At 65.6% G+C, this 12,501-nt stretch carries 9 protein-coding genes; 2 read left to right on the top strand and 7 right to left on the bottom strand.

Features of this window, described 5'->3' with window-relative positions:
• Positions 1 to 117: 117 nt before the first annotated feature.
• On the top strand, positions 118 to 2,019 hold the full coding sequence (locus tag DAES_RS01160; RefSeq protein ID WP_013513201.1) for a molybdopterin-dependent oxidoreductase: 1,902 nt from the start codon (positions 118 to 120) through the stop codon (positions 2,017 to 2,019).
• Between the two features lie 562 nt (positions 2,020 to 2,581).
• Here DAES_RS01160 and DAES_RS01165 read toward each other — a convergent pair.
• From DAES_RS01165 to DAES_RS01190, 6 genes are all read right to left on the bottom strand, one after another.
• Positions 2,582 to 3,523, bottom strand: coding sequence for an ABC transporter permease (locus DAES_RS01165; RefSeq protein ID WP_013513202.1), 942 nt, complete (start codon positions 3,521 to 3,523; stop codon positions 2,582 to 2,584).
• A gap of 1 nt (position 3,524) precedes the next feature.
• Complete coding sequence (locus DAES_RS01170; protein ID WP_013513203.1) at positions 3,525 to 4,574, bottom strand: ABC transporter permease; 1,050 nt, start codon at positions 4,572 to 4,574, stop codon at positions 3,525 to 3,527.
• The gene (locus tag DAES_RS01175; RefSeq protein WP_013513204.1) at positions 4,571 to 6,124 is read right to left on the bottom strand and encodes an ABC transporter ATP-binding protein; all 1,554 of its coding nucleotides are present in this window, start codon (positions 6,122 to 6,124) and stop codon (positions 4,571 to 4,573) included. Before DAES_RS01175 ends, DAES_RS01170 begins: the two co-directional genes overlap by 4 nt.
• A gap of 62 nt (positions 6,125 to 6,186) precedes the next feature.
• A complete protein-coding gene (locus DAES_RS01180; RefSeq protein WP_013513205.1) occupies positions 6,187 to 7,179 on the bottom strand; it encodes a BMP family protein in 993 nt (330 codons plus the stop codon).
• 297 nt (positions 7,180 to 7,476) lie between these two features.
• The gene (gene htpG / locus DAES_RS01185; RefSeq protein ID WP_013513206.1) at positions 7,477 to 9,402 is read right to left on the bottom strand and encodes a molecular chaperone HtpG; all 1,926 of its coding nucleotides are present in this window, start codon (positions 9,400 to 9,402) and stop codon (positions 7,477 to 7,479) included.
• Between the two features lie 115 nt (positions 9,403 to 9,517).
• Positions 9,518 to 10,138: a MerR family transcriptional regulator gene (locus tag DAES_RS01190; RefSeq protein WP_013513207.1), complete on the bottom strand. Its 621-nt coding sequence runs from the start codon at positions 10,136 to 10,138 to the stop codon at positions 9,518 to 9,520.
• A 395-nt stretch (positions 10,139 to 10,533) separates the two neighbouring features.
• Between DAES_RS01190 and DAES_RS01195 the strand changes: the two genes are divergently transcribed.
• Positions 10,534 to 11,019: a DoxX family protein gene (locus tag DAES_RS01195; protein WP_013513208.1), complete on the top strand. Its 486-nt coding sequence runs from the start codon at positions 10,534 to 10,536 to the stop codon at positions 11,017 to 11,019.
• A gap of 145 nt (positions 11,020 to 11,164) precedes the next feature.
• Here the strand turns inward: DAES_RS01195 and DAES_RS01200 are convergent, their stop codons facing one another.
• Entirely contained in the window at positions 11,165 to 12,499 is a 1,335-nt protein-coding gene (locus DAES_RS01200) for a histone deacetylase family protein (protein WP_013513209.1), read from the bottom strand.
• Positions 12,500 to 12,501: the final 2 nt, after the last annotated feature.

A 12,501-nucleotide genomic window follows, 5' to 3' on the forward strand; every position in this document is an offset into this window, starting at 1 on the left:
TTGTCAAAAAGAAGGCGGCCCGGCACCCGGCTGGTTTCAAGGCCGCGATGGGCGGGTTCACCATTTTCGATTTGACCTTGCCGGTAAAGTCCACCACTCTTCGGGTCGGAGGAATTCATGCCCATCATCACCGCCTGCACCATGGACTGCGGCGACGCCTGCTCGCTGCTCGTGGACCCGGAAGCCCGGACCGTTCGCGGCAACCCCAAGCATCCATTTACCAAGGGGTTCTGCTGCAAGAAGGGGGGCCGCTACTTTGACCGGCTCGACGCGGCCGAGCGTATCACCACCCCGCTGATCAAGCGCGACGGCCAGTTTGTCGAGGCGGGCTGGGACGAGGCGCTTGGGCTGGCCGTGGCGCGGCTCGACGCGGCCCGGCGCAACCCGGCCACCATTCTGCACATTGGCGGCCACGGCTACCGGGGCGTGCTGGGCAAGGCCAGCTCCATCCTGTTTCAGGCCCTGGGCTCGTCCACCACGCGCGGCGCGCTGTGCGACAACACCGGCATCACGGCCTCCATCAGGGATTTCGGCGCGCTCAATCACAACGAGCCCGAGGATATCCTGCACGCCAGCCGCATCGTCAACTGGGGACGCGACGTGGCCCGCAGTTCGGTCCACCAGCAGGCGCTCATGGCCAGGGCGCGCAAGCAGGGCACCGAGGTGCTGACCATCTCGCCGGGCGGCGACGGCGCAGCGGAGTATTCCGACCTGACCATCCGGGTGCGGCCCGGCACGGACCGGTTCCTGGCCGGGGCCGTGCTCAAGCTCTTTCTGGAATCGGGCGACCTCAACCCCTGGGTGCTGACCCGCACGGCCAACTGGCCCGCCCTGCGCGGGCTCATCGACAGCCTCGATTTTCGCGACCTGTGCCGGGCCTGCGACGTGTCCGCCGCCGACGCCGAGATGGTCTACGACTGGTACGCTGACTCCGGCAACGTGGCCACGCTCATTGGCTGGGGGCTGCAACGCCACGTATTCGGCGGCGAGAACGTCCGCTTCATCAATGCGGTGGCCATGCTTTCCGGCAATGTCGGGGTCAGCGGCGGGGGGGCGTACTACAACATTTCGTCTGGCCGCAACCTCGGCACCTGGGCGCATCTGGTCAGGGGAGGGCTGCCTGCCGCGCCGCGTCGCGAACTGCTCATCAACGACCTGGGGCCGGAGCTGCGGAGGGCCGACCCGCCCGTGGAGTTTGTCTGGATCGACGGCCACAACGTGGTCAACCAGGTGCCCGACTGTCTGGCCGTGGCCGACGCGCTGCGCAAGCCCTTTGTGGTGGTGGTGGACGGGTTCATGCACGACACGGCCATGCTGGCCGATATCATCCTGCCCCCGGCCTTCATGTTCGAGCGCGAGGACGCGCTTGGCTCCTTCATCCACAACTGCGTCAACCATTGCGCCGCTGCCGTGCCGCCGCCAGGCCTCTGCCGCCCGGACTTCGAGATCATGGCCGAGCTGGGCGCGCGGCTGGCCGATCCGGTCGTCTTGCCGGACGGTGACACCTGTCTGGCCGAAGGACTGAAAAAGGCGGACATCTCCCTGGCCGAACTGCGCGAGCACGGGTTCGTCAAGGTGAGCCATCCGCCGGTGGCCTTCAAGGGCATGGTCTTTGCCCATCCCGATGGGCTGTACCGCTTCCCCGAAGCCCTCTCGCCCGAGCCGGAGCGCGACGCGGAGTATCCTCTGCAACTGCTGACCCTGGTGCGCGGCGAGTCGGTGCACTCGCAGATCCCGGAGGCGGATCAGGCCGGGTTCCCCACGGTCTGGATCGCCAAGGACAACCCCGCCTTCGCGGCTCTGAATCCGGCCATGGACGCCTATCTGGTGACCCCGGCGGGGGCCATGCGCGTGACTGTCGAGACTGTGGCCGGGCTGCACCCGCGCAGCGTGATCATGCGCCGGGGCGGGTGGATGAAGTTCGGGCATAATGCCAATGTCATCATTGAGTCGCGCATGACTGACATGGGGGAGGGGTGTGCCTATTACAGTCAAGGGTGCAGGTTGGAGAATCGGTGATTTTTTTCGGTATGGGCGAAGGGAAGGAAAAGGGGAGAGAGAGGAAAGGGAGAGGAAGGGGAGAGATAAGGAAGCCGCCTTCGGCGGAATGGGGAGTTGGGTGAGGATTTCGCTCCTCCGTCGCGACTTACTTTTGGGCCAAAGCGGCCAAAAGTAAGCAAAAACCGCTTTTGAAGACGTGTGATCGGGTCTCCCGCGTCGGACACCAGTATCATCGACCTGCTGGCGAAACAGTTGGGAGCGGTCGAAGACTCCGCTCCCGCCGGGTTTCGCCCTGCCGCAGGCCGATGCAACTGGTGCCACGACGCTCCCGCCCATTGCGGGGCTGACGAGAGGGAGAGCGGGGATGGCGTGGCTGGGCAGGACATAAAGAAAAGATCGGGGGTCTTCTTGTGAATTAACCCCTGCCGCGTGAAACAGCGATGGCCTGTCCATCCCGAAAGGGTGGGCAGGCCATCGCTGTTCCACGCGGCTCTTACCGCCGGAGGCTCGCTTGGGGTCACAGGCCGTAGGCCCTTGGCGGGTCCAGGGCAGCGCCCTGGCCGCCGGAGGCATTAAGTTGTTATCGCTCGCCTTTTCTGAAGGGGATGAGCAGGGCCTTGGGGTAGGCGGCGCGGCGCGACATGATGATCAGGGCGATGATGGAGAAGGCGTAGGGCATCATCAGGTAGAACTGGTAGGGGATGGTCATGCCGGACTGTTGTTGCACGCGCATCTGGATGGCGTCAAAGGCGGCGAAGAGGATGCAGCCGAGCAGGGCCTTCCCGGGTTTCCAGGAGGAGAAGACCACGAGCGCGATGCAGATCCAGCCGCGGCCATTGACCATGCCGATGTAGTAGGCGTCAAAGGCGGACATGGTCAGGAACGCGCCGCCCACGGCCATGAGGGCGCTGCCTGCGACCACGGCCCAGGTGCGGATGGCAAAGACCGAGAGGCCCTGCGCCTCGACGGCCATGGGATTTTCTCCGGCCATGCGCACGGCCAGGCCGACCGGGGTGCGGTAGAGGACGTAGGCCACCGCGCCCACGGCCAGGAAGGCGGCCATGGTCAGGGCGGACTGATGAAAAAGGACCTGGCCGACAAAGGGGATGTCGGTGAGCAGGGGCGGGTCCAGGGGCTGGAACGGGACGATCTTGGGCGGCGTGGTGGCGCGCGGCAGGAGCATGCGGAAGACAAAGGAGGAGAGGCTGGCCGCGAGCATGGTGATGCCCAGGCCGGTGACGTGCTGGGACAGGCCGAGATGCACGGTGAAGAGCGCGTGCAGCAGGCCGAACAGGCCGCCGATGAAGGCGGCGAAGAGCACGCCTGTCCAGAGATCGCCGCCCATGTAGACCCAGGTCCATCCGGCCATGCAGCCAGCGGCCATGATCCCTTCGATGCCGAGGTTGAGCACGCCCGCGCGCTCGCAGAGCAGCTCGCCCAGGGTGCCGAAGATGAGCGGCGTGGCCATGCGGATGGTCGCCATCCAGAAGCCGGTTTCCAGGAGGAAATTCAGGATTTCCATGTCATCTCCACCTGATCCGGTATTTAGTCAGGAACATGGCCACCAGCACGGCCAGCAGGCAGACTGCGGTGGTCACGTCCGCGATGTAGCTAGAGACATTGATGGCCCGGCTCATGGAATCGGCCCCGATGTAGACGACGGCCACGAACAGGGCCGAGGCCACCACGCCGAGCGGATGCAGGGCGGCGAGCATGGCCACGACAATGCCGGAGTAGCCGAAGCCGGGCGACAGGTCGAGGGTCAGGTAGCCCTTGACCCCGCAGAGTTCGGCCACGCCGGCCATGGCTGCCAGCCCGCCCGAGAGCAGGGCAGTGCGCACGGTGGCCGCACCCACGGGCATGCCTGCAAAGGCGCTGGCCCTGGGGCTCGCGCCCACGGCGCGGATCTCGAACCCCCAGGTGGTGGCGCGCATGAACCACCACACGCCAACGGCACAGGCCAGGGCGATGAAAAAGCCGAAATGCAGCCGGGTCTTGGCCAGGATGAGCGGGAGCATGGCCTCGTCCACCATGGGCGCGGCCTGGGGCCAGCCCATGGCCATGGGGTCTTTCCACGGCCCGAAGACAAGCCAGTTGACAAAAAGGATGACGATGAAATTGAGCAGCAGGGTGGTCACCACCTCGTCCACCTGGAGCCGGGTCTTGAGCAGGGTGGGGACGAGCAGGAGCAGCCCGCCGCCCATGGCCCCGGCCAGGAAGAGAGAGGGGATCATCAGATACGCGGGCATGGCGAACGGCCCGGTGCCGAGCCAGGTGGCGACGATGGCGCCCATGTAGAACTGCCCCTCGCCGCCGATGTTCCAGAGCTTGGCGCGGAAGGCCACGGCAGCGGCCAGTCCGGTGAGAATGAGCGGGGTGGCGCGGGTCAGGGTCTCGCTGATGGCGAACTTGGAGCCGAGCGCGCCCTGGAGCAGGAGCGCCCAGCCCTGCACGGGCGAGGCCCCGCCCCAGACCAGGAGCGCGGAACAGACGAGCATGGCTGCGCCCACGGCGATGACCGGGGCGAGCGCCCGCATGGCCAGGGAAACGGATTCGCGCGCTTCGAGCCTCATGGCCTGACCTCTGCCGCGCCGGGCATGGCGCGGTTGTCGGGCATGACGTGGTCGCCGGACATGAGCAGCCCCAGCTCGGCGCGGTCCACCTGGGCGGTGGGCACGGGCGCGGACAGGGAGCCCTGGTACATGACCTGGATGCGGTCCGCCACCTGGAAGAGCTCGTCAAGGTCTTCGGAGATGAGGACCACGCCCGCGCCGCGCGCGGCAGCGTCGAGGAGCTGCTGGTGGACATAGGCCGTGGCCCCGACATCGAGCCCCCAGGTGGGCTGGTTGACCAGGATGACCGAGGGCGCGCCCGAGAGGACGCGGGCCAGGATGAGCTTTTGCATATTGCCGCCCGAGAGGGTGCGCACCGGCGCGTCGATGCCAGGACAGCGGACATCGAAGGCCTCGACGAGCTGCCGGGCGCGCGAGGCCAGGGCCTTGAAATTCATGATGCCGCGCCGGGCGAATCCGGGCAGCCGGTAGACCTCTGTGGCCAGGTTTTCGAGCACGGTCATGTCGGCCACCAGGCCCGTGCCGGTGCGGTCGTCCGGCACCCGGCCCACGCCAAGGGCGATCATGCCAGCCGGGCTGGGCGCGTGGACGCGCTGGCCGTGGATGACCATCTGGCCGTGGTGGGGGACGATCAGCCCGGAGAGCAGGTCGGCCAGCTGGGTTTGCCCGTTGCCCGAGACCCCGGCGATGCCGAGGATTTCGTGGCTGTTCAGGTTGAGGTTGAGCCCGTCGAGGAGCGGCTTGTTCGTGTGGCCGCGCACGGTGATGGCGTCGAGGGAGAGAATCTCCCCGCCCTGCCGGGGCTCGGGGCGGCGCGTCCTGGGGATGTCACTGCCGACCATGGCCCGGGCCAGCTCGCCCGCCGTGGTCCCGGCTGTGGCCGACTCGAACACCACCCGGCCATGGCGCAGGACCACGCAGCGGTCCGAGGCGGCCATGACCTCGCGCAGCTTGTGGGTGATGAAGATGACCGAAAGCCCCTGGTCCACCAACTGGCGCAGGGTGGCGAAGAGATGCTCGGCCTCCTGGGGTGTGAGCACGGCGGTGGGCTCGTCAAGGATGAGGATGCGCGCATCGCGGAAAAGGGCCTTGAGGATTTCCACGCGCTGGCGCTCGCCCACGCAGAGCCGCCCGACCAGGGCCGAGGGGTGCACGCGCAGGCCGAAGCGGTCCATGAGCCCGGTCAGCCGGGCCAGGGCGGCGCGGGTGTCGCGGGCGGGCGAGAGCAGCGACTCGGTGCCGAGCATGATGTTGTCGAGCACGGTCATGTTGGCGGCCAGGGTGAAATGCTGGTGGACCATGCCCACCCCGGCGGCCAGGGCGGCGCGCGGCGTGCCCTGGGGCAGGGGGCGGCCAAAGACCTCGACCGTGCCGCTGTCGGCCACATAGTGGCCGAAGAGGATGGACATGAGCGTGGTCTTGCCCGCGCCGTTCTCGCCGAGCAGGGCGAGCATTTCGCCCTGGCGCAGGTGGAGCGTCACGTCCTGGTTGGCCGTCACGGACCCGAAGGTCTTGGTGATGCCGCAGAGCTTGAGCACGGGTTCGGTCATGGGGCCCCTGGGCGCGGGATGGGCCGCCCCGCAAGGTGCGAGGCGGCCCGGTCATGCTGCGTCTAGAAGGTGGACTTGGGCTCGGAATCGTTGATCTCGACCACAAGGCTGCCGGACAGGATGGCCGCCCTGGTCTCCTCGACCTTGGCCTTGATGTCCGCCGGGATGGTTGCGTCGAACTCGTAGTAGGGGGCGAGGGACGCGCCGCCTTTGCCCATCATGGTCCATTCGCGGTAGTCCTCGGCCTTGAACTCGCCCTTTTTGACCAGCTCTATGGCGTGGTTGAGGGCGGGTTCCATATGCCACAGGGCGGAGGTAACGACCACGTTCCTGCCGTTCTCCTCCTTGTTCATGTCGTTGACGTTGCCAAAGGCGATGATGCCTTTTTCCCGGGCCGCGTCCACCACGCCGCCGCGCTCGGCGTAGAGCACGTCCACGCCGGACTCCACCTGGGCAAAGGCGAACTCCTTGGCCTTGGGCGGATCATACCAGGAGCCGATGAAGGAGACCTTGAACTCCACCGCCGGGTTGACGGATTTGGCCCCGGCCATGAAGGCGTGGAAGAGGCGGTTGACCTCGCCGATGGGGTAGCCGCCGACCATGCCGATCTTGTTGGTCTTGGTCATGGAGCCCGCGATCATGCCCATGAGGTAGCACGGCTCGTGGATGTAGTTGTCGAACACCGCGAGGTTGGTGCCGCGCGGGCCAAAGGAGTCACCCATCAGATAGGCCACCTGCGGGTAGTCGGCAGCGGCCTTGGTCACATCGCGGGAGATGCCGAAGGCCTCGCCCACCACGAGGTTGACGCCGTTTTCCGAATACTCGCGCATGACGCGGACATAGTCGGTGTTGGAGACCTTCTCGGAAAAGACGTACTCGATCTCGCCCGCGTCCGCGGCCTTTTGCAGGGCCTTGTGCAGGCAGGCGTCCCATTTCTGCTGGATGGGCTGGGTGTAGATGCCCGCCACTTTGATCTTGCCGGACGCCTGGGCCGCCCCGGCCAGGGTCGTGACCGCCAGACAGAGCACGGCGGCGATGGTCAGAAAGCGTTTCATTGGGAATCCTCTCCTCGGTTGGGGTATGCGCATGGACCGCAGCGGTGTCGCCCAGGTGCGGCGTCACAGGAATGCAACGCTAATGCCAGAAATGCGGCACAGAGTAAATGGTACGGAAAACCGGGAGAATGAGGGATCAGGCGGGCGACTTCGCGTCAGTGCAGCGGGCAGTGCGGCGGTCAAGGTATGACAATAATGGAAGATTCCGGCCACGAAAATGGACGGTTTTGACAAGGGCGTACACAACCCGGAGGCAGGGGAACGGCGGTCCGGGGCTGGCCCGGACCGCCGCAGGGATTACTTTTTCGAATCCACGTACCAGCCGCTCGATTTGGTCAGCAGGTCCTGGACCCGGCCCACCAGGGCGTGGGGGTCGGTCAGGTAGCCTTCGAGCAGCAGGGCGGACTCGAAGAGCTGGTTGGCGGCCTGATCGATGAACGGATCAAGCGCGTCCTTCTCGAAGATGGTCAGCATGTTGCGCACCAGGGCGTGGTCCGGGTTGACCTCCAGCACCTTTTTGGGGATGGAGGTGTCCTTGCTGATGACGCGCATGATCTTGTCCATGGAACTGGTGACGTTGCCGTCCGGGTTGGCCAGGCACACGGGCGAACCGGACAGCCGCCGGGACACCTTGACCTCGGTCACGGCCTCGCCCAGCACGTCCTTGATGCGGCTGAGGAGCTTGTCCAGGGTGGACTTCTGCTCGTCGTTCAGGGGCGCGGCCTGCTCGTCCTGCTCCAGGGTCTCGAACCCGTCGAGGGTGGCCATGTCGGCGTGTTCCGCCGCCACCAGGGCGTGGCCGTCAAAGTCGCGCAGGGCGTCCATGACAAACTCGTCGATGGGCTCGAAGAGGTAGAGCACCTCAAGGCCCTTCTTGCGGAAGACCTCAAGGTGCGGGGAGAGGCCGAGCGCCTCGCGGCTGGGGCCGTAGGCGTAGTAGATTTCCTTCTGCCCCTCCCTGGCCCGCGACAGGTAGTCGGCGAACGAGGCCAGCCCCGTGGCCCCCGACGACGCCGAGGGGCTGGCCGAGGAGTTGAAGCGCACCAGCCGACCGAACTTGTCCTTGTTCAGGAAGTCCATGTACCCGGCCTTGAAGAGCGTGCCGTGGGCGTGCCAGAATTCGGCGTAGCGGTCCGCGTCGTCCTTGGCTATCTTCTCCAGGTTGTCGAGCACCTGCTTGACCAGGGTGGAGCTGATCTTGCGGATGAGCAGGTTGTCCTGAAGCGTTTCGCGCGAGATGTTCAGGGGCAGGTCCTCGGTGTCGACCACGCCCTTGATGAAGCCAAGATACTCGGGCAGCAGGTCCTTGTTCTGCTTCTCGATGAGCACGCGGCGCACGTAGAGATCAAGCCCCCGGTTCTCGCGGTTCATGCCAAAGGGATCGCCGCCGGTTTTGGGCGTGAACATCAGGGCGTTGAACTGCACGGGCGCGTCCACCGAGGTGTGCAGGGTGTCGAGCGGGTCCTCGGAGTCGTAGGTCAGGAACTTGTAGAACTCGGCGTACTGATCGCCTGTGATCTGGAACTTGGGCTCGCGCCACAGGGCGGTGACCGTGTTGACGCGCTCGCCGTCCACCAGGATGGGAAAATTGATGAAGTTGGAGTGCTTCTTGATGACGGACTTGAGGTGCGCCGTGTTGGTGAACTGGGAGGCCAGATCCTCCTTGAGGCGGACCACGATGCGCGTGCCGCGCGCCATGGACTCGCCGCCGTTCTCGCCCGTGGCGTCGTCGATGTCCTGGAGCTTGTAGTCGTTCTTCCCGTCCGAGGTCCAGGCCACGGGCGCGGCGTCCGGCTCTATGGAGCGGGTGGTCACCTCCACCTCGTCGGCCACCATGTAGACCGAGTAGAAGCCCACGCCGAAACGGCCAATGAGGGCGTCGAGGGGGGCCTTGCCCTCCTGGGCCATGCGGGTCAGCTCGGCGGTGCCGGAGTGGGCGATGGTGCCGATGTTCTTCATCAGCTCGTCGCGGGTCATGCCCACGCCCGTGTCCGTGATGGTGATGGTCCTGGCGTCCTTGTCCGCCTCGATGCGGATTTCGAGCGGGGTGTCGTCCTGGCCGCCTTCGGCGGTGGTCATGAACCGGACCTTTTCCAGGGCGTCCGAGGCGTTGGACACCAGTTCGCGCAGGAATATCTCCTTGTTGGTGTAGAGCGAGTGGACCAGGATGTCGAGGAGTTGGCTGACCTCGGCCTTGAACTTGTGGGTGGTTTTTTTGCCCATTCAGGTATCCTCCAAAGGGTAATGTGCGCGGCCAACCGGCGGGCGCTCGGCCCGCGCGGCGGTGCGAAAATGGTATGGGGGTGGACCGGGAGGGGAAATCCCGGGTCACGCGGGGTTAGGTAGTCACGGAACGGATCTTGTCAAGGAGGTACTTCTCCATCTCGCGGCGGTCCTTGCGCAGCCGGACCATCTCGGCCTCCATGATCCTGAGCTTTTCCTTGAGCAGCTCGTTCTCGCTCTTGAGCAGATGGGTCTCCTCCACCTGGGCGGTGATGCGCCGGGCCGCGTCCTCCAGCCCCTGGCGGACATCGGCCACGTCAGCCCCGCTGGCGCCGGACTCGCCTGCGGCCAGCACGCTGCGGATGCCCTCGCCCACACTCCGGGCGATCTCAAGCCCGATGGCCGAGGCCATCTTCATGGCCGGTTCCATGGCCGACTCCATGGCAACGCCGACCATGGCCGGCGGCAGGGACGCGCCCACGGGCATGGCGTCGGCCTGGAGCGGAAAGGAGCGGGAGAGCTGGTCCATGACATCGCGGGCCGTATGGCCCTCCTTGAGCAGCCGCGAGATGGAGGCGAAGACCTCGATGGCCTCTGGCCGGAACCGCTTCTGCCGCCCGCGCCCCACGCTGGGCAGGTGCTGGGCGAACCGGTTCTTCCAGTAGTGGACCGTGGATTCGGGCAACTCCAACTCGCGGGCGATCTCCGCAACAGACAACACCTTCTTGCCGCTCATGGCTCACTCCCCCTTGCGTCACGTTGTTGTTCTTCATTGGAGTACAGAAAAATTCGCGTCATCTCAAGAAAAATATCGACTTATCCGTTTAATTTCACAGCGCTTTTATTCACACCGTGTTGTTGTGTCCGGAATTCTTGTATTTTTCTAGAGAATGTTGCGAGATTTTGGGGCAGGCATCGGTCGCCTTGTCGGGCCGCCTTTGCGGTTGTCGGTTGCAGTTCCGGCCATGGATTGCGGTTGCCGGTGTTGGGCAGGGTCTGGGCCGTTGTGCGCGGCCCTGCCCCAGGCGTCTGGCCCGGCTGACGACCGGGCGGGCAGGTTCCCATTTGCGCCAGCAGGCGATTCCCGGTATAACCACGCCGCTGCCGCACTGAGCGGCGCAAGGGAGAAAGATGAAGAAAATCCCGGCCTCCAAGGTGGTGTCCCTTGTCCTCCGGCTCGCGCTGGGCGGCGTGTTCGTCTACGCGGGCGCGCTCAAGCTGCTCGATCCTGCCGCCTTTGCCCAGGCCATCGACGCCTACGGGCTGGTCAACTGGGGCACGGCCAAGTTCCTGGCCCGCGCCCTGCCCGTGATCGAGATTGCCTCGGGCGCGGGGCTCATCCTCGGCATCCGGGGCGCCTTGGGGTTGGTTGTCGCACAGTTGTTGGTGTTCCTGGCCGTGACCGCCTATGCCCTGCACCTGGGGCTCGACGTGGATTGCGGCTGCTTCGGGCCTGCCGCCGACTCCCCTGTCGGCTCTGCTGTGGACGAAATGGCCACCGGCTCCGGTTCGCTCGTCCAGACCCTTGTCCGCGACGTTCTCATGCTCATCGCCTGCCTGATCATCCACCGGCAGCAACGCGCTGCCCCCGGCGGCCAGGGCTTGGCAGGCTGCTGAAAAATCCGAGAGCTGCCAGGGCGAATCAACCCCTCGCGTACAGGAAGCGCCTTGGGCCTGCGAAAAAAGTTCCAAGGGGCAGTTGAATCCATCAGTCCCGGCGGAGCGGCTTTTCGCCATCCTTCCCACGCGCCGCACCAATCGGTCAGAATCCGATACGCACATACTCCCGGTCGAGCCGGTTGATCAGCTGGATGTAGCGGGAGTTGCCCTTGAGCTGGGCGTCCTCCACGATCTGGTAGCCGTGGCTTTTGCAGTCGCGGCAGGCGTTGATGGGGATTTCCACGCCAAGGCACAGGGGGCCGGAGTCCGCCCTGGTCTCGATCTTGAGCAGCCCCCGGCAGTGGTCGCACAGGAACAGGGTCTCCTGCTGCACCTCGTTGATACCGTCGGTGTCGTAGTAGACCTGCCGCTGCCTGACGAGTTTGTTGCCCGACAGTATCCCCTGGCTGACATCCCCCTTGGGATTGTAGGCTGGGGGGTTGAAGTAGAGGCTGGGCAACTGCTTGCACAGCTCCTCGATGTAGGCGGTGGTGCGGGCGTCCTGGCGGATGCGTTCGGCGTTGTAGTTGGGCTCGCGGACGTGGGAGTAGTCCACCCCGGCCATGGCCAGGCACAGGCCCAGGTTGATGTAGGGCAGGGCGCCCTGGATGGAGTAGCCGCCTTCGAGCACGGCGATGTCCGGCTTGAGCATCTCGCTGAGGGCCGCGTAGCCCTGGGCCGAGAAGTTCATGTCCGTGATCGGGTCGGTGAAGTGGTTGTCCTGCCCGGCGGAGTTGATGATCAGGTCGGGCTTGAAGTCTTCGAGGATGGGCATGACCACGCGCTCCATGGTCATGAGGAATCCCTCGTCCGAGGTGTTTGGCGGCAGCGGGATGTTCAGGGTGCGGCCCATGGCCCTTGGCCCGCCCAGCTCCTGGGGGAAGCCGGAGCCGGGGTAGAGGGTGCGCCCGTCCTGGTGCAGGGAGATGAACAGGGTGTCCGGGTCGTGCCAGTAGACATCCTGGGTGCCGTCGCCGTGGTGGCAGTCGGTATCCACGATGGCCACGCGCTTGTGGCCGTATTGTTCGCGGATGTGCTCGATCATGACGGCTTCGATGTTGATGTTGCAGAAGCCGCGCGCGCCGTGGACCACCTTCATGGCGTGGTGGCCGGGCGGCCTGACCATGGCAAAGGCGCGGTCGCACTCGCCCTGCATGACGAGATCGGCGGCCTTCATGGCCCCGCCCGCCGAGATGAGGTGCGAGCGGGTGGTCACCGCGCTGACCTCGGGAAAACAGAAGTGGACGCGCTCCACGTCCTCGACGGCGGCCACGTCGGGCTTGTGCTCGGTGACGCCCTCGATGTCGAAGAGCCCTTCCTCGCGCAGCTGGTCCTGGGTGTAGAGCAGCCGCTCCTGGCGTTCGGGATGGGTGGGCGATATGGCCCAGTCAAAGGCCGGGAAAAAGACGATCCCCAGGGATTTATCCGCCTTGAGCATGA

The organism is Pseudodesulfovibrio aespoeensis Aspo-2 (assembly GCF_000176915.2).
GTDB classification, from domain to species: Bacteria; Desulfobacterota; Desulfovibrionia; order Desulfovibrionales; family Desulfovibrionaceae; genus Pseudodesulfovibrio; species Pseudodesulfovibrio aespoeensis.